The following is a 19,773-nucleotide window of genomic DNA, read 5'->3' on the forward strand; positions in this document are numbered from 1 at the left end:
GACGCAATGGAGTTTGGTACGCAATGACCCAATCTGAGAAGAACCCGAGCGAGGAAGCGCTCGTCAAGCGGCGTGCCCGCCTGCTCGGCGCGAAATCGCAATTGTTCTACGACGAGCCCGTGCACCTGGTGCGCGGCGAAGGCGTCTGGCTCTACGATGCCGACGGCCGCAAATATCTCGATGCCTACAACAACGTCGCCCATGTCGGCCATTGCCACCCGCATGTGGTCGAGGCCTTGTGCCGTCAGGCAAGCCTGCTCAACACCCACACACGCTATCTGCACACCGCAATTCTCGACTATGTCGAGCGGCTGACGGCGACCTTCGATGCAAGCCTCGCCACCGCAATCCTGACCTGCACCGGCAGCGAGGCCAACGACATCGCGCTGCGCATGGCGCAGGCCGCCTCCGGCAATATGGGCATCATCGCCACCGACGCCACCTATCATGGTAACACGACGGCGGTTTCGCAGCTGAGCACGCGCATGCCTCCGATCCGCGGCCGCGCCCCCCATGTCAGGCTGGTGCCGGCCCCCGACAGCTATCGCCATCCCGATGCGATGGCCAATGGCAAGGCCTTTGGCGACGCCGTGCGCCAAGCGATCGCCTCGCTGGCACAGGATGGCATTGGCCTGTCTGGCATCATCTTGTGTCCGCTGCTCGCCAATGAAGGTTTCCCGGCTCTGCCCACCGGATTTTTCGACGACGCCTTGGGGGCCGTGCGCGAAGCCGGTGGTCTGGTCATCGCCGACGAAGTGCAGCCCGGCTTCGGCCGCACCGGCAGCCATTTCTGGGGCCATCAGCGCGCCGGCTTCGTCCCCGACATCGTCACCATGGGCAAGCCGATGGGCAATGGCCATCCGATCGCGGCCGTGGTCACCACCAAGGAGATACTGGCGACCTTCCGCGACGCTTTCCGCTACTTCAACACCTTTGGCGGCAACCCGGTCTCCTGCGCAGTCGCCAATGCCGTCCTCGACGTCATCGAACAGGAAAACCTTGTCGCCAACGCGCAAGACGTCGGCGCCTATGCGCTTGGCCTGCTGCGCCCGCTGGCCGATCGGCATGAGTGCATCGGCGAGGTCAGGGGGGCCGGACTGTTCTTCGGCGCCGAGCTGGTCCACGACCGCGACACGCGCGAACCGGCGCCCGACATTGCCGAGCAGGTCGCCAATCGCATGCGCCATCGCGGCGTGCTGATGGGCAAGACCGGCATCCACGGCAATGTGCTCAAGATCCGCCCGCCCATGCCGTTCTCGCGCGACAATGCCGAGTTCCTGATCGGCCTGCTGGACGAGGTGCTGGGCCAAGTCGGCGGAGTGCCGGCGTGAATTCTGTTTCCACCCAATCCCAGCCCGAAACGGCAGCCGATGTCACGGAGCTTGCCAGGCGTGCGCTCGAACATTGGGGCGTCCGCAACTCTGAGCCGGAACTTCTGAAGCACCGCGAGAACGCCGTCTTCCGCGTGCGGCTGCCGGATGGCCAGCCGGCAGCCATGCGCATCCACCGGCTCGGCTACCACACGGACGCCGCGCTGCGTTCGGAACTGCAATGGATGGGCTTCCTGCAATCCGCCGGCGTCGCCACGCCGTCTTGCGTCGCAACACAGGCCGGCGATCCGTTCGTGCTTGTCAGAACGGCCACCTCGGCGCAGCCCCGGCAGGCCGATTGCCTGAGCTGGCTGGAGGGCCGCGCCGTGGGCGCACGCGGCGTGCCACTGGCCTACACGGCCGACCAGTCGATCCAGATCTTCACGGCGATCGGGCGGACCATCGCCCATATGCACAATGTCACTGCCTCGTGGACGCCGCCCGCGGGCTTCGTCCGCCATGCCTGGGACTTCGACGGCTTCTTCGGTGCGAACCCGGTCTGGGGCCGGTTCGAGACCTCGCCCTTTCTCGATGGTCCTCGCCGCGCGCTGGTCTTGCAGGCGCGCGACAAGGCAGTGAAGGCGCTGTCGGAACATGAGCGCAGCGCGCGCAATTTCGGCATCATCCACGCCGATCTGGTGCGCGAAAATGTGCTCATCCATGACAGCGCGGTGCGCATCATCGATTTCGACGATTGCGGCCATGGCTGGCACATGTACGACCTTGCCGTCGCCCTCTATCAGAACCGCGAGGAGGCGATCTACCCGCTGATCGAAACCGCTTTGCTTGACGGCTACCAGCAAGAGCGTGCGCTGATCCCGCAGGACATCGCCGCATTGCCTCTATTCGCCGCGTTGCGTGCCTTCGCCTTTCTTGGCTGGGTGCAAAGCCGCGTCGAAGGCGACATCACCAGGGATGTCGGCTTGCGGATGTCGACCATCGCAGCCGATGTGGTGATTGACTACCTGCGCGGCGAACAGCCCAACTGACGAGCCGATGAGAGCCGTCAGCTCTTGGCGAAATGGATGCTGACCGTTCCCGAGTTGCCGAAGTCGGCGACGATGGTATCGCCGGGCCGCGCCTCGACCGGGCGCACAAACGATCCGGACAGCACCACCTCGCCGGCCGCGATGGACATGCCGTAGCGGGCGAGCCTGTCCGCCAGCCAGGCAATGCCCATCGCCGGATGGTTGAGCACGCCGGCGCCAAGCCCGGTCTCCTCGACCTCCGCATTGCGCGAGACGATGGCGCCGATCCAGCGCATATCGGCTTCATCGGGTCGTTGCGGCCGGCCGCCGATGACAATGCCGGCATTGGCGGCGTTGTCGGAAATCGTATCGAAGAAAGTGCGCGCCTTCTTTGTCTCGGCATTGACGCGTTCGATGCGCGTGTCGAGGATTTCGAGCGCCGGCGTGATATAATCGGTGGCGTTGAGCACGTCGAAGATGGTCACGCCTGGGCCCCTCAGCGGCGCCTTCATGACGAAGGCTATCTCGGCCTCGACGCGCGGCTGGATGAAGCGGCCGACGGGTATCGTCGCGCCGTCGTTGAAGAACATGTCGTCGAACAGCACGCCCGAATCCGGCGTGTCGATGGCGAGCGCATATTGCATCGCCTTCGATGTCAGGCCGATCTTCCAGCCCTTCGGGGTCAGCCCGGCATCGGTCTTGCGTTTCACCAGCGCTGCCTGGACGCGATAGGCATCCTCCATCGTCGCGTCGGGAAAATCGAGGCTGAGCAGACGGATCTGGCGGCGCGAACGCTCGGCTTCGAACAGCCTTGCCGCGGCATCTTCAACTTGCTCGGGGGTCACGATGCTGCCTCGTCGACGACCCCGTTGCGGAGCACGCCGATGCCGTCGGCTTCGACTTCGATCACGTCGCCCGGCTTCAGCCAGATCGGCGGGTCGAAGCGGGCGCCGGCGCCGGTCGGCGTACCGGTGACGATGATATCGCCTGGCACCAGCGTGGTGAAGGTGGAGACATAGGCGATGATCTTGCGGAACGAGAAGATCATCCGGCTGGTGCGGTCCTGCTGGCGCAATTCGCCATTGACGCGGGTGGTCAGCGCGATGTCGGCAATCTGCGCCTCGTCGGTGAACGGCACCAGCCACGGACCGAGCGAGCCGGTGCGGTCGAAATTCTTGCCCTGCGTGACGTTGAACTTGGCGTGCCGTACCCAATCGCGAATGGTGCCTTCGTTGCACAGGGATAGTGCCGCGATATGGTCAAGCGCATCCCTCTCGGCGATGCGTCGTCCACCCTTGCCGATGACGATGACGATCTCGCCCTCATAGTCCAGCTGCGGCGATTCCGGCGGCCGCACCAGCGGCGCGTGGTGGCCGACGAAGGACCGGGGGAAGCGGATGAACAGCGACGGGTTGGAAGGCGCGGCCTGGCCGTCCTTGTACTCTTCGTTGCGGTCCGGGTAGTTGACGCCGACGCAGATGATCTTTTCCGGCGACGGCAGAGGGATTTCATAAGCGATGGCGCCGACTGGAAAATCGACGGCGTAGGCTTCGGCCTCTTCCGCCAGCCGCCGTAGCACGCCGGCCTCGATCACTTCGCGCAGCGTCGGCCACTGGCTGTGCCGCGCCGACAGGTCGACGACGCCCTTATCTGTGACCACGCCATAGCGCGTCTTGCCGCCGACGGTGAAGGTGGCGAGCCGCCCAGGTGCAGTCATCCCGGTCTCCGTCAGGTTCGCGTCTGTGGTCACGGTGCGATGATCGGCGACGCCGTCAAATCCGGTTGGCGTGCGGCCGCGCCGGCAAAGGTGCTGCCCTCCTCGAACCAGCTTTTCGGCGCGGGCGCGCCCCACAGCGTCTGGCGCTGCGGGTCCTTGAGGTCCCACTTGATCGGCTCCAGATCCGGATCGACCGTCTGGTAGTCCGAGCAGTAGATCTCGATGCGGTGATTGTCCGGGTCTCTGACATAGAGGAAGAAGGCGTTGGAAATGCCATGCCGGCCGGGGCCGCGCTCGATATTTGCGAGGTAACCCGTCGTCGCCATCAGATCGAGCAGGTCGATGATGTTGAGCGGTGTCGGCACCCAGAAGGCGACGTGATGCAGGCGCGGACCCACACCGTTGGTGAAGGCGATGTCGTGGACGCCGCCCTTGCGGTGCGTCCAGGCCGCCCACAGCTTTCCGCTACTGGCATCCTCGGTGTATTCGGTGACGCGGAAGCCAAGCTCGTTGTAGAAGGCGACGGACTCGTCGACGTTGGGCGAGAAGCAGTTGAAGTGGTCGATGCGCAGCGGCTTCACGCCCTTGTAAAGCGCATATTTCTGATGAATCGGCGGCAGCCTTTCCATTTGGGCAAAGAACTCGAGCGGAATGCCGTGCGGGTCGCGGGTGCGGAAGGTGCGCGACTGGTACGGTCGCTCGACCCACTCGACCGGCAGGCCTTTTGCCTTGAAGAAATGCTCGGCCTTGTCGAGATCCTCATCCGAAAAAACCTTGAAGCCGAGATCGCGGGCTTCGGCGCTGCCGGCCTTCTTCAGCACGATGCAGTGGTGTCCGCGCTCTTCCAACGCCCTTAGATAGATGGCTTCCGATGTCTCGTCGGTAACCTGCAGGCCGAGCGTGTCGACATAGAAGGCGCGGGATTTCGCAAGGTCGGTGACCGCCAGTTCGACATGGCTGAGGCGCACGATGTTGAAGGCGGGATAGAGGTTTGGTTTGGGCAGTGGCATCCGATGTCCTCCGGTCAGCCGCCGAGTTTCTGGATCGCGTGCGCTGAAGTGGCGAAGGCGATGTTCTTCGTCTCCATGTAGAAATCGAAGGAATGGTCGCCGCCGTCGCGGCCGATGCCGGAATTCTTGACGCCGCCAAACGGCGTCGGCAAATGCCGCACATTCTCCGAATTGACCCAGATCATGCCGGCGTCCAGCGCATCGGTGAAGCGGAAGGCGCGGGTAACATCCGACGTCCAGAGATAGCCGGTCAGGCCGTATTGGGTGTCGTTGGCCAGCGCCAGCGCTTCGGCCTCGTCCTTGAAGGAAATGGCAGTCAGCACCGGCCCGAAAATCTCTTCCTGGGCAATGCGCATCCTGTTGGTGGCGCCGGTAAACAGCGTCGGGCTGACATAGCAGCCACCGCCCGGACCGGCGAACTTGCCGCCGCCGGCGGCTACCACCGCGCCTTCCGATTTGCCGATCTCGATATAGGACAGCACCTTTTCCTCGTGCACCGGATGGATCAGCGGACCGACCACCGTTTTGGGATCGAGCGGATGGCCAACCTTGATGCGCTTTGCCTTCTCCGCGACCAGATCCGTGAATGTGTCGTAGACCGAGGCTTCGACCAGCAGCCGCGACGATGAGGTGCAGCGTTCGCCGTTGAGCGAGTAGATCATGAACACGGCCGCATCCGCCGCACGTTCGAGATCGGCGTCGGCGAAGACGATCACCGGGTTCTTCCCGCCCAGTTCGAAATGCACGCGCTTCAGCGTATCGGCGCCCTGTTTCATGATCATCGAGCCGGTGCGGCTCTCACCGACAAAACCGATCGCCTTGATGTCAGGGTGCTCGGTCAGCGCCTTGCCGGCGTGCTCGCCGAGGCCGTTGACCAGGTTCCACACGCCTTTCGGCAGGCCGGCCTCCTCGGCGATCTCGACCAGCAGGCGAGCGGTCAGCGGCGAAAATTCGGCCGGCTTGTGGACGACGGTGCAGCCTGCCGCCAGCGCCGGCGCGATCTTCCATGTCGACAGCATGAACGGCGTGTTCCACGGCGTGATGATGCCGACCGGGCCGATCGGCACGCGCGTGGTGATGTTGACCTGGCCTGTCGTGCGCAGCGTCTCGCCGTCGCGCGCTTCCGGCGCGCGGTCGGCGAAGAAGCGGAAATTCTCGGCGCCGCGCAGCGCGGCCTTGGCCATGAATTTCAGCGCCTGGCCGGTGTCCATGCACTCGACGAAGGCGATCTCCTCGGCGCGCGCTTCGATCGCATCGGCTATCTTGTGCAGCAGCTTCTTGCGCCCGTCGCCCGGCATGGCGGCCCAGGCCGGGAACGCCGCCTTTGCCGCCTTGGCGGCGCGGTCGATATCGGCGGCACTGCCACGCGCGACCTTGGCCAGCGGCTTGAGATCGACCGGCGACATGCTCTCGAAGGTCGAGCCATCCACCGCCGGCACCGCTTCGCCGCCGATCTGGTTCAGCACGCCGTCGCGCTTGAAACGGGCCAGATAGGCCTCGGCCTTTTTCAGATTGCCTTCGAGGTCGGACATATCAGCTTCCGTCACTTGCCGCGCAGTCGCGGATGGATTGCGTTTTTCTTCCAGCTCAGTACCGGGTCGATCTCCCTTATCTCCAGGGAAAGAGCGAAATGCGGGGTATCGAACAGGGGGCCAAGGTATTCGCTCACCGCGGCGAAGACCGCCTCCCCGGTTCGTTTCTTGTCCTCGGCGCTGCGCCCGGTTCCAATGCGAAACGACATGTCGAGGAAAGCGTTTTCCGGCAGGCTGTCGGCGATGGCATAGGCTTCCGCACGGAAGGCCCGCACCCGCACCGCGCCGGTTTCAAACAGCCCGGTGCCGAGCACGGTGCGCAACACCAGCGCGCACAATTCGCTCATGTCGACCTTGGCATCGAGGTTGGCCGAATACTCGATGGAAAAGTGAGGCACCGCGTCTCGCCTCCCGGATTGTTGCGCTGCTGTAGTTAACGCGTTAATTACATGCAGCATCACTGAAGTCAAGCCTTGCATCCAAGTTGAGGCGACGATACGGGATGGAAAGGTCAGGTTTTGGCGTGCGGTCCCGCCGACCGCCCGCATCATTGGGGACGCTGCTTCTTGCTGCCTGAAAACACCCGTCGTTCTCTGCCGATGGCGCTGCTCCATGCCCGCGAAGTGGTGATGGCGCGGTTTCGCCCTATGCTGGCGGCGCATGACGTGACCGAACAGCAATGGCGTGTGCTGCGCGTTCTGAGCGAGGCCGGCCCTGTCGAGGCGACGGAACTTGCCGATCGCGCTTCGGTGCTGCCGCCCAGCCTGACACGCATCATCAAGACGCTCGAGGGCCGAAAATTCATCACCCGCAACAGGGCGGAAGGCGATGGCCGCCGTGTCGTGCTGACGATCGCCCCGGCGGGCTCCGCCCTTATCGATGCCTTGTCGCCGGAACGCCTCGTCATCTACCGCGACATCGAACAGCGCTTCGGACATGAGAGGCTCGAGCAATTGCTCGATCTGCTGGAGAGCCTGATCGCCGGCGAGAACTGACTGCTCCCGCTCAGCCGCCAAAACTGCCAAGCCGCGTCGGCTGCGTGTAATTGCGGTCGACATAAAGCAGCGCCGAGCCGCCGCTGCCGTGCCTGACGTCGATAACCCGGCCGATCATGACATTATGCGTGCCGACTATGTGCACATCCTCGATCTCGCAATCGAAATTGACGATCGCATCGGACAGCGCCGGCGTGCCTGAGGCCAGCGTTTGCCAGCGCGCCGCCGAATAGCGTGCCTCCATGTCCCTGGTCGCGCCGGCGAACTTGCCGGCCAGGTGCATATGGTCATGCGTCAGCACGTTGACGCAGAAGCGCCGGTTGGCGAGGAACATGGCGGCCTGCGTCGAGCGGCCGTTCATGCACACCAGCAGTGTCGGCGGTTCGTCCGACACACTGCACATGGCGGTGGCGGTGAAGCCGCCGCGCCCGGCCGGACCATCTGTCGTGACGATGTTGACCGGCGCGCAGACCCTTGCCATGGCGTCGCGGAAATCGGCCTTCGAAATCTGCGTGGCCATCTGACATCACCCGGCCGTAGAAGCGAGCGGATTGAGCCAGGTATCTCCCGTCCAGCCGTTCTCGTCATAGTCGGCCATGCAGGTGTCGACCAGTTCTTCCATGGCCTTCAGCCGGCCGCCGCGTTCGGCGCCCTTCAGCACCTGCAGCCGCACCTCTTCCGGCGCACCGGCATAGTTGAGTTCGTAGAGCGCGTGGCGGCCGCCGAACTCGGTGCCGGTCGCGTCCCACAACAGTTTCATGATCTTGATGCGCTCGACATGGCCCATGTCGTTGGAACCGCGCACATATTGCGCGAGGTATTTGTCGATCTCGGGATTGTTGAAGTCGCGCACCGATGACGGCAGGTAGATCAAGCCGGAGGCGATCACCCGGCGCACCGTGTCGATGACGCGCGGGTAGGCTTCCGACATGAAAGCCCGGTAGGCAAGGGCTGCTTCCAGGTTGGGCAGGACAGCGCCATTCGCCCAGGGGATCGGATTATAAGCCATGGCGTTGGAAAAGCTCCAGAACATGTGCCTGAGCGCGATGACCTCGCCCAGCGCCGCCTGGTTGCCTCGGAAGGCATCTCCGCCGGTGGCGCGCAGCGCCTTGGCCAGCAGGCCGGCGAGGAAGTCGAGCTTGACGGCAAAGCGTGTGCAGCCCTGGAAGCAATAGCCATGCATGAAGCCCGAAGCCGGATGGAAGGACAGGATTTTCTGCGCGTCGCGCAGCACCAGCACGTCCTCCCAGGGGATGAAGACATTGTCGAGCACCAGGATGGCATCGTTCTCGTCGAAGCGCGACGACAACGGATAGTCGAACGGAGCCGCCGCCGTGTTGGCCGTCTGCTCATAGGAGACGCGGCAGAACATCTTTACCCCCGGCGCATTCATCGGCACGATGAACATGACCGACAGCGACGGATCTTCGGTGACCGTCGCCGAGCTCTGCGCCAGGAAATTGTAGTGGGTCAGCGCCGAGGACGTCGCCACCACCTTGGCGCCGGAGACATAGATGCCGGCGTCGGTCTCCTTGGTGATGTGGACGAAGACATCCTTCACCTGTTCGGCCGGCTTGTGGCGGTCGATCGGCGGGTTGACGATGGCGTGGTTCATGAACAGCACGGCTTCCTGCGCACGCTTGTGCCAGGCGAGCGCATTGTCCTTGAACGGGCCGTACCAGTCGGCATTGGCGCCGAGCGTGTTCATCAGTGCCGCCTTGTAATCGGGCGTGCGGCCCATCCAGCCATAGGACATGCGTGACCACTCGGCGATCGCGGTCTGCTGCGCCGCGAGTTCGCCGGAGGATTTGGCGACGCGGAAATATTTGTGGGTGTAGCCGCCCGAACCGGTATCGGTAGGCGAGGTCAGCGTGCCCTGCCGCTTGGGATCGTGCAGCGCATCATAGAGGCGCGCCAGCGACCGCGCCGAATTGCGCATCGCCGGATGGGTGGTGACATCGGCAATGCGCTCGCCGTTGATGTAGACCTCGCGGCCGTCGCGCAAGCTCTCCAGATACTCGGCCCCGGTGAACGGGCGCCCATTGTCGGCACGAAAGTCTTCCGATCGCATGATGTTCCTCCACTTATGGCATCAACTCTAGCTCTCCTGGCAAGGATCGGTTAGGACGTAACGGCAAAACCGATTGGACTTTTTCCGGCGCCATGAGCCTCAATTCCATTCCTGATTTCTTTGTCTATGGCGAGCCGGTGCGGCCGCTCGAAGTCGGCTTCCTGCATGTCGAGACGGTGCTTGCGCGCAGCAACATTCATCTCGGCCAGGTTGCCGCGCACAAGCATCCGCAAATGGGCCAGATCACCTACTGGACAAGCGGCTCCGGCACTTATCGCATCGAGGATCAATCCTGGCACTTTTCGGCGCCGGCCGTCAGCTTCGTGCCGAGCACCATCGTGCATGGCTTCTCGATCGGGCCCGGCACCGACGCCATCGTCGTTTCGGTCGCCGATGATGCGCTTGCGGCAATAGCCGCTCACAGCCTGCTGCCATTGGACCGGCCGGTCTTTGCCGATAGCCTTCCTCAGCACGTCGCGTGGAAAAGGCTTGCGGCGGTGCTGGAGATGATCGCCACGGAATATGCCGAGGCGCAGGCCGGGAGTGACAAGACCCTGCCGGCGCTGATTGCCGTCGCGCTCTCGCACATCGCGCGCCTTGGTCCCGAGGTGAAGGATGCCACCGGTTCTTCCGATGCTGCATTGGCGCGCGGCTTGCGCCGTCTGGTCGATGCGCATTTCCGCGACAACTGGCCCGTCGACCGCTACGTCGAGGCGCTGGCCACGACACCGCATCTTCTCGACAAGGCCGCCCATACGGTGCTTGGCAGCGGCGTCAAGCGACTCATCGGCGAGCGACGGTTGCTGGAGGCCAAGCGCTTGCTGCTGTTCACCGTGCGCACCGTCGAGGACATCGCCTACGAAATCGGCTTCGAAGATCCGGCCTATTTCTCACGCTTCTTCCGGGAGCGGGTTGGCCAGGCGCCCGCCGCCTGGCGCCGCGCGCAGCTGGGGCAGAGTTGAAGCTTCCGCGCCGGCCAGGATCAGGCGTTTGGGCCGACACGCCGGCCAGGCACGGCGCCGCCGAGTTGATCCACCTGTTGATAGGTGTTGCCGCGCAGCATCACCCCGCGCACGGCGCGGCGCATCGAGATTGATGTCGCCGCGAAACTTGCTGGTGTTTTTTGTCGCTTCCAAACGGTTCGTTATTTGAACCACCATTTTATGTGCTATGAGCGGACTGCAAGGTGGATTGGCTTCCCTCCCATGCGAAGTATCTTGAGGATGCACGATGAGCACAGTCGGCAAAGCGATATCGCTGTTGGAACAGTTCACGCTCGGCGAACCGGAGATCGGCCTGTCCGAGCTCGCCCGCAAAACCGGCCTCGACAAGGCGACGGCGCGGCGCCTGCTGATGGCGATGGCCGACCACCGCCTGATCGAACAAGAGCCGGCAAGCCGCCGCTACCGGCTCGGCGCCGGCCTGTCGCGGCTGGCCCGGTTTCGCGACGCGCATTTTCCCTTCGTGCGCGTGGCAGCACCTGTGGTTCGCGAGCTGGCGCTGGAAACCGGCGAGACGGTGCATCTGTCGGAATTCAGCGCCGGCGCACTGCTGACGGTCCATGTCGAGCTGTCGGCAAAGGCCAACCGGGTCAATGTCGATGTCGGCCAGGTGCTGCCCTTGCACGGCACCGCCTCCGGCATCGCCTTTCTCGCCGCTTCGCCTCGGGAAGCGGCCGAGGCCTATGTCGACAAGCCGTTGCCGACCTTCACGCCACACACGGTGACGCAGCCCGACAGGCTGATGAAGGCGATCCGGCTTGCCGCCAAGCGCGGCTATTCCTCGAGCTCCCAAGGCTATGAAGAAGGCGTCCACAGCATAGCCGCGGCAATCCTCGGCTCCGATGGCCGTCCTTTAGGCACTCTGGCGGTGGCCTCGCCTGTGTCACGCGCCGATGACAGCATGGCGGCCAGCCAGGGCGAAGCGGTGATCAAGGCGGCGCGGCTGATTTCAGCGCGCCTGGCCGGCGAAGCCTGACATCTCTACCGTCGCAGGGGAGATGATTAGCAGGTTAAGTTCCCAGCGGCGCACCGGCCTTGCCGCGAGACCGGAACGCTTCGTCTGGGACAGGCGGCTGGAGCGCAGCAAGGAAGAATTGTTGTCGCCCGCCCGAGCGTCGCCCACGATCTCGGAAATCGCCTTTGCTTGCGGGTTCAATTCGAGTGCGCATTTTTCGCGCGCGTTCGAGAGCCGGTACGATGTGGCCCGCGGGAGTTGCGCCAGAGGCTGAGGGCGGGTGCATTAAGGGGTGGGCCGTTGCCGGATCTCGGAGAGCGCCCTAGCTCGCCGAAAGCCGGCATCCGGCAGCAAGTTCTACATATTGGCAGCGGTTGGCCGCACGATCACTTCGTTGACGTCCACGCCATCGGGTTGATCAAGCGCAAAACGGATCGCCCGTGCAATGGCGTCCGGTGTGAGCGACTTCTGCCGCCATTCTTTCAGAGCCGTGGCGACCTGAGGATCGCTGATATCGTCGCCCAGTTCGGTTGCGGTCACTCCGGGGGAGATGATCGTGGCGCGGATGTCGTCATGCTCCTGCCGCAGCCCCTCGGTGATTGCCCAGACGGCATATTTCGTGCCGCAATAGACCGCCGCGGTGGGCAGCACGATATGCGCACCGACCGAGGCGACATTGACGATATGCCCATTCTTCTGGGCGACGAAGCGCGGCAGCACCGCGGCGATCCCGTTCAGCACGCCGCCGATGTTGACATTGATCATGCGAGACCACTCATCGCGCTTCAGCGCGGCAAGCGGCGACAGCGGCATGACGCCTGCATTGTTGACCAGCACATCGATCTGCCCGAATTCGGCATGAGCGGCATCGGCAAAGGCGTCGAAATTCGCCGCATCGGTCACGTCGAGTTCGCGCCACGCGACGCCTTTGCCTATTTCTGCGGCCAGCGCCTTGAGCCGCTCGGTGCGGCGGGCCCCGATGAACAGTCTGGCGCCGGCACCGGCAAGTTCCCGAACCGTCGCTTCGCCGATGCCGCTGGAGGCGCCGGTGATGAGTACAACCTTGTCTTTAAGTCCCGTCATGATCGTTTCCTTTCGCTGCGGTGACGGGGAGATAGATGGCGGCGAACCGGCAAAGGGCGGTAGCGTGATCGTCCAAAGAGTTTGCACGATCCTCCAAATGAACTCAAAATGCCTTGCAACATTTCGCGCCATGAAGATTTATGCGGCATGGAGAAAATCAATGAACTCGCCGAGCTGATCACCCACTTTGCGCCGAAATCTGGCATGGCCGGCACTGCGGTGCCGCGGCTGTCGCTCATTCGCGCCAACCAGCCCAGTGCACCCGTGCCTGCGGTCTACGAGGCGTCGCTTTGCATAATCGCCCAAGGATCGAAGCGCGTCTCGCTGGCCGACCAGAGCGTGGTCTATGACGCATCGAGCTACCTGCTCGTCTCGGTCGACCTGCCGCTGGTCGGGCATGTGTTGGAGGCGAGCCCGGCGGCGCCCTACCTCTGTTGCAAGATAGATTTTGATTCCACCGCGCTGGCCGAACTGCTTGTGAAAGAAGGACGTGCATCCCCCAGCAGGGATCTGCCGGTGTTAGCTGCCTATCCAAGTGACCCCGACCTGATTGATGCCGCCTGTCGGCTTGTAAGGCTGCTCGATCGCCCCGAGAGCATCACCGTGCTGGCGCCGCTGATCGAACGCGAAATCCTTTACCGGCTCCTCACCGGACCGCACGGTGACACGCTTCGCCAGATGGCGTCGGTGGACAGCCACCTGAACCAGGTCAGCCGCGCCATCGCCACGATCCGCAATCATTTCCAGGCACAACTGCGCATCGAAGAGATTGCGGCGGCATCAGGCATGAGCGCGTCGTCCCTTCATGCCCATTTCAAGGCGATTACGCGCATGACCCCGCTCGAATACCAGAAGCAGCTGCGCCTGCAGGAGGCGCGAAGGATTATGGTTGCCGGCGGCGCAAACGCAGGCACGGCCGGGTTCGCGGTGGGCTATGACAGCCCTTCGCAGTTCAGCCGAGAATATCGTCGCCTGTTCGGTGCGCCGCCCCGGAAAGATATTGACCGCCTTCAGGCGACACCCAGTTCGGCTGCGGCTTATTGAGTTTTCCGAGCGGCATGCGCCAGCCATGGCTGGTCAGGAGCCAGCCGCCTCCAGGTGGCGAAGCGTCCGATCATGCTCGGTAGAACTCCCGGTACCATTCGACAAAGCGCGGAACCCCTATTTCGATCGGGATTTTGGGCTTGAAGCCGGTCGCCTCCTCGAGCGAGCTGACATTGGCGAAAGTTGCCGGAACGTCGCCTGGCTGAAGTGGCCTGAGGTTGCGGTTTGCCTTGCGTCCCAGCGCGTCTTCGAGCACCTCGATCAATCGGTTCAGTTGAACGGGCGAATTGCCGCCGATGTTGTGAATCCTGAACGGGGCGTTGCTGGTCGCTGGGTCTGGCGCGACACTTTTCCACTCAGGATTGGGTGTCGCGGGTTGCTGCATGACGCGGATAATACCTTCGACAATGTCGTCGATATAGGTGAAATCCCGCTGCATGTTGCCATAGTTGAAGACCTCGATCGGCTCGCCGGCGAGGATAGCCTTGGCGAAGATGAACAGCGCCATGTCCGGCCGCCCCCACGGACCATAAACGGTGAAAAAACGCAGCCCGGTGGTCGGCAGTCGAAACAGATGGCTGTATGTGTGCGCCATCAGCTCGTTCGCCTTCTTGCTTGCGGCGTAAAGGCTGAGCGGATGGTCCGCCGGATCGTGCACGGAAAACGGCATGCGGGTGCTGCCGCCATAAATCGAACTCGACGATGCATAGACCAGATGGCCGACGGAGGCCTGCCGGCATCCTTCCAGGATGTTGACAAAGCCGCTGAGGTTGCTTTCCACATAGGCGTGCGGATTGCTGATCGAATAGCGTACGCCGGCTTGCGCCGCGAGATTGACGACAACCTCCGGCGCGGCCGAGAGGAAGAGCTCCGAAATAGGGTCCCGCTCCGTGAGATCGGCATGCTCGAAACAAAAATTCGAAAACGCTTTCAGCCGCTCGAGACGAGCCTGCTTCAGGCTGACGTCATAATACTCGTTCATGGAGTCGAGGCCGATAACCTGGCGTCCTTCGGCAAGCAGCCTCAGGCAAAGATGAAACCCTATGAACCCGGCTGCGCCGGTGATCAGTATCGGTCTGCTTGATGTCACTGCATATCCTAGCGTTAATTTCAGGCGAGCTTTACAAGCTCCAGTATTTTATGTTGTCGGGAACTTCATTGGGCTTGATGGCCGACTTGACATCGAACAGTGTCCCCCCCGGCCTGATCATTTGAAAAAGACGCGCTCTTTCGTTGGTGAGATATTGCCTGTGAGGCACCGCCAGAACAAGCGCCTGCAAATCGTTTATCTCATCGAGCGGCAGGATTGTTTCGCCGTGATCACGCCGAGCGGTTTCGACATCGGCAAGGGGATCATGGACTTTGGGGACAATTCCGAACTGCCTTAGTTCCTTGACCATGTCGAAAACGCGGCTGTTGCGCAAATCCGGCACGTCCTCCTTGAATGTCAGCCCGAGAATGCCGACAGAAGCCCCTTTGACGGGCGTGTCAGAACCAATCAGCCGTTTGACAACCTGCTGGGCGACGAAGGCCCCCATGCCGTCATTGATGCGACGTCCGGCGAGGATGATCTGCGGATGGTAACCTTCGGCCTCGGCCTTGGCGGTCAAATAATATGGATCGACGCTGATGCAGTGGCCGCCGACGAACCCCGGTTTGAAGGGAAGGAAGTTCCATTTCGTCGACGCAGCATCAAGAACATCCTGCGTCCGGATATCGAGCCGCTCGAAGATCATTGCCAGTTCGTTCATCAGCGCGATGTTCAGATCGCGCTGGGTGTTCTCGATAACCTTCGCTGCCTCGGCCACCTTGATCGACGGGGCGCGGTAGACGCCGGCATCTATGATACGGCCATAAACGTTCGCGACGCGCTCCAGCGTCTCGTTATTCTCGCCGGAGACGACTTTGACGATCTTTTGCAGCGAGTGTTCCCGATCGCCGGGGTTGGCGCGTTCGGGCGAATAGCCGAGGGCAAAGTCGCGGGGATGTCGCAGGCCGGAAACCTGCTCGATGATCGGCCCACAGAAATCTTCGGTCACACCTGGATAGACTGTCGACTCAAAAACGACGACGGCGCCTTTGCTCACCGCCTCGCCGACGAGTTCGGACGCCAGTTTCAAAGAAGCTAGATCGGGAGCGCGATTTGCGTCGATAGGGGTTGGCACGGCAACGATGAAGAAAGTAGCGCCTTTCAACATCTCCCGATCGGTGGTCAGCCCTACCGAGGTCTCCTTGAGCGCCGTTGCGTCAACTTCCCCCGTACGATCGACGCCGCCACGCAATTCCCCGATCCGACGCTCGCTGATGTCAAAAGCTATGGTGCCGGGGAAAACCTTCCCAAAGGCAATGGCTACCGGCAGGCCGACATAACCCAGGCCGATAACTGCAATGCGTTCGGACATCCGTGGGGTTCCTCGAGCCACCTGTTGAGCCGACGTGCTTGTATGGCAGGCTGTTGGCCAATTCAACGATGCTCTATCGCGAAGAGGAATGTCTCACGAAAAATGGTCCTTGCCATTTTTCATGTTGCCATCCGCCGATGCCATCGATGTTGTGGATAAAATCCAGCAGGACCGGGTTTCGAGCCACTCTCTGCTGCGGATTGGGGTGAACCGTCAGGTTCTGCCGGCCATCTACGCAGCGGCGGCCCTGACGACAGGGCTGATATTCTCTGCTGCCAATCCATAGGCCACTATCGGCCTCAATCGTGCCTTCAAACCAAATGCCCGGATCGGAACTCGCATCGGCACCGAGCGGATCTGCGAAATTTCAGTTTGGTCCTTGTGCATCGGCTGCGGACACGTCGTATCCTGCGTGTGGCGACCGATATGTGGTCGATCAGCATTTGCCTGGGAGGAGAAATTGGCCAGACTCTATGACAGCCGCAGACGCATTCTCGTTACCGGGGGCGCAGGGTTTATCGGCTCGCATCTTATTGACCGCCTGTTGGAACGAGGCGACGAAATCTTGTGTGTCGACAACCTTTTCACCGGATCAAAGCGCAATATAGACCATTTGGCCAAGCATCCCCGCTTTGAATTCATGCGCCATGACGTGACCTTTCCGCTCTACGTCGAAGTCGATGAGATTTACAACCTGGCGTGTCCGGCCTCGCCTGTTCACTACCAGTACGACCCGGTTCAGACGATCAAGACCGCCGTGCACGGCGCCATCAATGTTCTTGGACTGGCAAAGCGGCTGAAATGCAAAGTCTTTCAGGCCTCCACCAGCGAGGTCTATGGTGACGCGTCAGTGCATCCGCAGCCCGAGAGTTACTGGGGCAATGTAAACCCGATCGGGCCGCGCTCATGCTACGATGAAGGCAAACGCTGCGCCGAAACGCTGTTCTTCGACTATCATCGACAACATGGCTTGTGGGTCAAGGTCGCGCGGATTTTCAATACGTTCGGGCCGCGCATGCACCCGGCAGACGGCAGGGTTGTCTCAAATTTCATCGTGCAGGCGCTTCGTGGTGAACCGATAACCATTTTCGGCGACGGCTCACAGACAAGGTCGTTTTGCTACGTCGACGACCTGGTGAGCGGCATGCTGCGCCTCATGGATACGGGGCCGGAGGTGACCGGTCCAGTAAACATCGGCAATCCAAGGGAAGTAACGATCAGGCGCTTGGCCGAACTGACGACGCAGATGACCGGATCAGGTTCGGATATAATTTACCGCGATCTTCCGCAAGACGATCCGCGGCACCGCCAGCCCGATATCACCCTTGCCAAAAGGCTTGTCGGCTGGGAGCCGACGGTGACTTTGGAAGCCGGGCTGCAACAGACGATCGACTATTTCAAAGCCCTGCTGCCGAAGGGTTCCACAAACTCGCCTTGACCCGGCACCGCAGTGCAACCGTCAAGTCTGACCGATCACCGTCGTGGTAGCGACGCCTTTTGCAGTCGACTCCGGTAGGCTTGAAGTTTTTTGAATTCTAATTATTTTAAGCTTGAAATTATTTGAAGAACCCCATGGCGCTTCATCCGTCCGAGCCGGGACACCGGCATTTGGCGGAGAGCAGAAGGAGGAGGAAGATTTGCCGTCGTTCCGGGATAAAACTCCATGAACACAGCACGATTTTCCGAGAGTGTCACAGGCAAGATCGTCGATGGCGTTCTCGTCGTCACGATCGAAAATCCGCCGGTCAACGCGCTGTCCTTCCATGTCAGGGCCGGACTGATGGCTGCGCTTGGGCGTGCGGCGTCGGATGAAGTGTCTGCCGTGGTGCTGACCGCCATTGGGCGCACCTTCATCGGTGGCGCCGATATCAAGGAATTCGGCAAGCCCGCTATCGAGCCCACACTGCCTGAAGTGATCGAAGCGATCGAGAGCTTCGCGAAACCGGTCGTCGCGACAGTTGGCGGCGCGGCGCTCGGCGGCGGCTGCGAGATTGCGCTGGCCTGCCACTACCGGGTGGCCAGCAAGGCGGCCAGCTTCGGCCTGCCCGAGGTCAAGCTCGGGTTAGTGCCTGGGGCCGGCGGAACCCAACGCCTGCCCCGCCTCATCGGCACGGTCGCCGCAATCGACCTGATCGGCACGGGTCGGCCCGCGAAAGCCGACGAAGCGCTCACTCTCGGTCTGATCGATGCCATTGCAGACGATCTTCCCGAAGGCGCGCTCGATGTCGCCCGCCGTCTCGTTGGCCAACCGCTGTGGCGCACGGGCGCGCTTTCCGTCCCGCGCTCGCAACCTGAGGCCGACGCGGCAGCCGCAAAGAAGGTACTTTCCCGCAACCGAGGGCAGATGGCGCCTGCAGAAGCCGTGAGACTGGTCCAGGCCGCGTCCACGGCCAAACTTGAGGACGGTCTTGCGGACGAACGCGCGACCTTCCTGCGCCTCCGGGATTCTCGCGAAGCGGCAGCGTTGCGCCACGTCTTCTTTGCCGAGAGGCAAGCCAGCAAAGTCGACAGGCTGGAGGGTGTCACGCCTCGCAAGGTCGAGACCGTCGGTATCGTCGGAACCGGCCTGATGGGTGCAGGCATCGCGGTCTCGGCCTTGAATGCCGGCTATCGCGTAATCGGCATCGAGCAGAACGACGACGCCGCGGCAAAAGGATACGAGCGTATCGCCGGGCTTCTCGACAAGTCGGTCCAATCCGGCCGTCTCACCGATCATGCGCGCAGGGAGGCGCTGAGCCGGTTTGAAGCGGCCAGCGACGCCGGCAGGCTGGTGCAGGCCGATCTGGTCATCGAGGCAGTGTTCGACGATCTCGCGGTAAAAACCGAACTCTTCCGGAAGCTCGAACGTATCGTCCGCCCGGACGCCATCCTTGCGACCAACACCAGCTACCTCAACCCCGACGAGATCGCCTCTGCAACCACCCGGCCCGAACGGATCGTCGGCCTGCATTTTTTCTCCCCGGCCAACGTCATGCGGCTAACCGAAGTGGTGGATTGCGCGGCGACGGCGCCCGATGTGCTCGCCTCGGCGATCGCCTTCGTCAGGAAGCTTGGCAAGCTGCCTGTCGTGTGCGGCGTTACCGAGGGTTTTATCGGCAACCGCATCTATTCGGCCTACCGCCGCGAGGCGGAGTTCATGGTGGAGGATGGCGCAGCACCCGATGAGGTGGATGCCGCGCTGGAGGCCTGGGGCTTCCCGATGGGGATCTTCGCGGTCAACGACATGGCTGGGCTGGAGATAGCCTGGGCGCGGCGCAAGCGACAGGCGGCGATGCGCGATCCGCAAGCACGTTATGTCGAGATCGCCGACCGGCTGTGCGAGGCCGGCCGCTTCGGCCGCAAGACCGGGCGCGGCTGGTACGATTATTCCGACGGCGAGCGCAGGAGCGACCCGCAAGTAACGGCGCTGATCGAGGCCGTGCGAGCGGCCAAGGGCATCGTGCCGCGCCGCTTTTCGCCCGATGAGATCGTCACGCGCTTGCTGGCGGCAATGGCCGACGAGGGCAAGGCATTACTCGCCGAAGGCATCGCGGCGCGTGCCTCCGACATCGATCTGGTGATGATCAACGGCTATGGTTTCCCGGCCCACAAGGGCGGGCCGATGTTCCGCGCCGGAGAGGTTTAA

At 62.5% G+C, this 19,773-nt stretch carries 20 protein-coding genes; 10 read left to right on the top strand and 10 right to left on the bottom strand.

Going from position 1 to position 19,773, the window contains the following annotated elements; genetic code table 11:
- Positions 1-23: 23 nt before the first annotated feature.
- Positions 24-1,331, top strand: coding sequence for an aminotransferase class III-fold pyridoxal phosphate-dependent enzyme (locus NKH54_RS10985; protein ID WP_353028208.1), 1,308 nt, complete (start codon positions 24-26; stop codon positions 1,329-1,331).
- On the top strand, positions 1,328-2,359 hold the full coding sequence (locus NKH54_RS10990) for a phosphotransferase enzyme family protein (RefSeq protein ID WP_023667832.1): 1,032 nt from the start codon (positions 1,328-1,330) through the stop codon (positions 2,357-2,359). The genes NKH54_RS10985 and NKH54_RS10990 overlap by 4 nt, the downstream gene beginning before the upstream one ends.
- Positions 2,360-2,376: 17 nt before the next feature.
- Here NKH54_RS10990 and hpaH read toward each other — a convergent pair whose 3' ends face one another.
- The 5 genes from hpaH to NKH54_RS11015 are packed head-to-tail and all read right to left on the bottom strand — an operon-like array spanning position 2,377 to position 6,995.
- A complete protein-coding gene (gene hpaH, locus NKH54_RS10995; RefSeq protein WP_353028250.1) occupies positions 2,377-3,186 on the bottom strand; it encodes a 2-oxo-hept-4-ene-1,7-dioate hydratase in 810 nt (269 codons plus the stop codon).
- Entirely contained in the window at positions 3,180-4,055 is an 876-nt protein-coding gene (locus NKH54_RS11000) for a fumarylacetoacetate hydrolase family protein (RefSeq protein ID WP_353028209.1), read from the bottom strand. The genes hpaH and NKH54_RS11000 overlap by 7 nt, the downstream gene beginning before the upstream one ends.
- Positions 4,056-4,084: 29 nt before the next feature.
- Complete coding sequence (hpaD, locus tag NKH54_RS11005; protein WP_023667829.1) at positions 4,085-5,065, bottom strand: 3,4-dihydroxyphenylacetate 2,3-dioxygenase; 981 nt, start codon at positions 5,063-5,065, stop codon at positions 4,085-4,087.
- Between the two features lie 14 nt (positions 5,066-5,079).
- On the bottom strand, positions 5,080-6,597 hold the full coding sequence (hpaE, locus tag NKH54_RS11010; protein ID WP_023667828.1) for a 5-carboxymethyl-2-hydroxymuconate semialdehyde dehydrogenase: 1,518 nt from the start codon (positions 6,595-6,597) through the stop codon (positions 5,080-5,082).
- Positions 6,598-6,608: 11 nt separating this feature from the next.
- Positions 6,609-6,995 (bottom strand): 5-carboxymethyl-2-hydroxymuconate Delta-isomerase, encoded by a 387-nt coding sequence (locus NKH54_RS11015; protein ID WP_023667827.1) that lies wholly within the window; start codon positions 6,993-6,995, stop codon positions 6,609-6,611.
- 201 nt (positions 6,996-7,196) lie between these two features.
- Between NKH54_RS11015 and hpaR the strand changes: the two genes are divergently transcribed.
- Positions 7,197-7,592 carry a homoprotocatechuate degradation operon regulator HpaR gene (gene hpaR / locus NKH54_RS11020; protein WP_023714916.1) on the top strand — a complete coding sequence of 132 codons (396 nt, stop codon included), beginning with the start codon at positions 7,197-7,199 and terminating at the stop codon, positions 7,590-7,592.
- Positions 7,593-7,602: 10 nt separating this feature from the next.
- Here hpaR and NKH54_RS11025 read toward each other — a convergent pair whose 3' ends face one another.
- The gene (locus NKH54_RS11025) at positions 7,603-8,112 is read right to left on the bottom strand and encodes a flavin reductase (RefSeq protein ID WP_023692271.1); all 510 of its coding nucleotides are present in this window, start codon (positions 8,110-8,112) and stop codon (positions 7,603-7,605) included.
- Positions 8,113-8,118: 6 nt separating this feature from the next.
- On the bottom strand, positions 8,119-9,663 hold the full coding sequence (locus NKH54_RS11030; RefSeq protein WP_023714917.1) for a 4-hydroxyphenylacetate 3-hydroxylase N-terminal domain-containing protein: 1,545 nt from the start codon (positions 9,661-9,663) through the stop codon (positions 8,119-8,121).
- A gap of 92 nt (positions 9,664-9,755) precedes the next feature.
- Here NKH54_RS11030 and NKH54_RS11035 point away from each other — a divergent pair, with 92 nt between their 5' ends.
- From NKH54_RS11035 to NKH54_RS11045, 3 genes are all read left to right on the top strand, one after another.
- Positions 9,756-10,625: a helix-turn-helix domain-containing protein gene (locus NKH54_RS11035; RefSeq protein WP_353028210.1), complete on the top strand. Its 870-nt coding sequence runs from the start codon at positions 9,756-9,758 to the stop codon at positions 10,623-10,625.
- A 268-nt stretch (positions 10,626-10,893) separates the two neighbouring features.
- Complete coding sequence (locus NKH54_RS11040) at positions 10,894-11,640, top strand: IclR family transcriptional regulator (RefSeq protein WP_023686930.1); 747 nt, start codon at positions 10,894-10,896, stop codon at positions 11,638-11,640.
- Between the two features lie 22 nt (positions 11,641-11,662).
- A complete protein-coding gene (locus NKH54_RS11045; RefSeq protein WP_353028211.1) occupies positions 11,663-11,893 on the top strand; it encodes a helix-turn-helix domain-containing protein in 231 nt (76 codons plus the stop codon).
- A gap of 83 nt (positions 11,894-11,976) precedes the next feature.
- Here NKH54_RS11045 and NKH54_RS11050 read toward each other — a convergent pair whose 3' ends face one another.
- Positions 11,977-12,702: an SDR family oxidoreductase gene (locus NKH54_RS11050; RefSeq protein ID WP_023682721.1), complete on the bottom strand. Its 726-nt coding sequence runs from the start codon at positions 12,700-12,702 to the stop codon at positions 11,977-11,979.
- A 147-nt stretch (positions 12,703-12,849) separates the two neighbouring features.
- Between NKH54_RS11050 and NKH54_RS11055 the strand changes: the two genes are divergently transcribed.
- On the top strand, positions 12,850-13,746 hold the full coding sequence (locus NKH54_RS11055; RefSeq protein ID WP_353028212.1) for an AraC family transcriptional regulator N-terminal domain-containing protein: 897 nt from the start codon (positions 12,850-12,852) through the stop codon (positions 13,744-13,746).
- Between the two features lie 70 nt (positions 13,747-13,816).
- Here NKH54_RS11055 and NKH54_RS11060 read toward each other — a convergent pair whose 3' ends face one another.
- A complete protein-coding gene (locus NKH54_RS11060; protein WP_353028213.1) occupies positions 13,817-14,836 on the bottom strand; it encodes an NAD-dependent epimerase in 1,020 nt (339 codons plus the stop codon).
- A 31-nt stretch (positions 14,837-14,867) separates the two neighbouring features.
- Positions 14,868-16,148: a nucleotide sugar dehydrogenase gene (locus NKH54_RS11065; RefSeq protein WP_353028214.1), complete on the bottom strand. Its 1,281-nt coding sequence runs from the start codon at positions 16,146-16,148 to the stop codon at positions 14,868-14,870.
- A gap of 88 nt (positions 16,149-16,236) precedes the next feature.
- Between NKH54_RS11065 and NKH54_RS11070 the strand changes: the two genes are divergently transcribed.
- The 3 genes from NKH54_RS11070 to NKH54_RS11080 all read left to right on the top strand — a co-directional run bounded on the left by NKH54_RS11070 (position 16,237) and on the right by NKH54_RS11080 (position 19,773).
- Entirely contained in the window at positions 16,237-16,434 is a 198-nt protein-coding gene (locus NKH54_RS11070) for a hypothetical protein (protein WP_352655015.1), read from the top strand.
- Positions 16,435-16,608: 174 nt separating this feature from the next.
- Positions 16,609-17,586, top strand: a complete 978-nt coding sequence (locus NKH54_RS11075) for a UDP-glucuronic acid decarboxylase family protein (protein ID WP_353028215.1) — start codon at positions 16,609-16,611, stop codon at positions 17,584-17,586.
- A 225-nt stretch (positions 17,587-17,811) separates the two neighbouring features.
- Positions 17,812-19,773: a 3-hydroxyacyl-CoA dehydrogenase NAD-binding domain-containing protein gene (locus NKH54_RS11080; RefSeq protein ID WP_353028216.1), complete on the top strand. Its 1,962-nt coding sequence runs from the start codon at positions 17,812-17,814 to the stop codon at positions 19,771-19,773.

The sequence above is a fragment of the Mesorhizobium sp. M1004 genome (assembly GCF_040318795.1).
Lineage (GTDB): Bacteria > Pseudomonadota > Alphaproteobacteria > Rhizobiales > Rhizobiaceae > Mesorhizobium.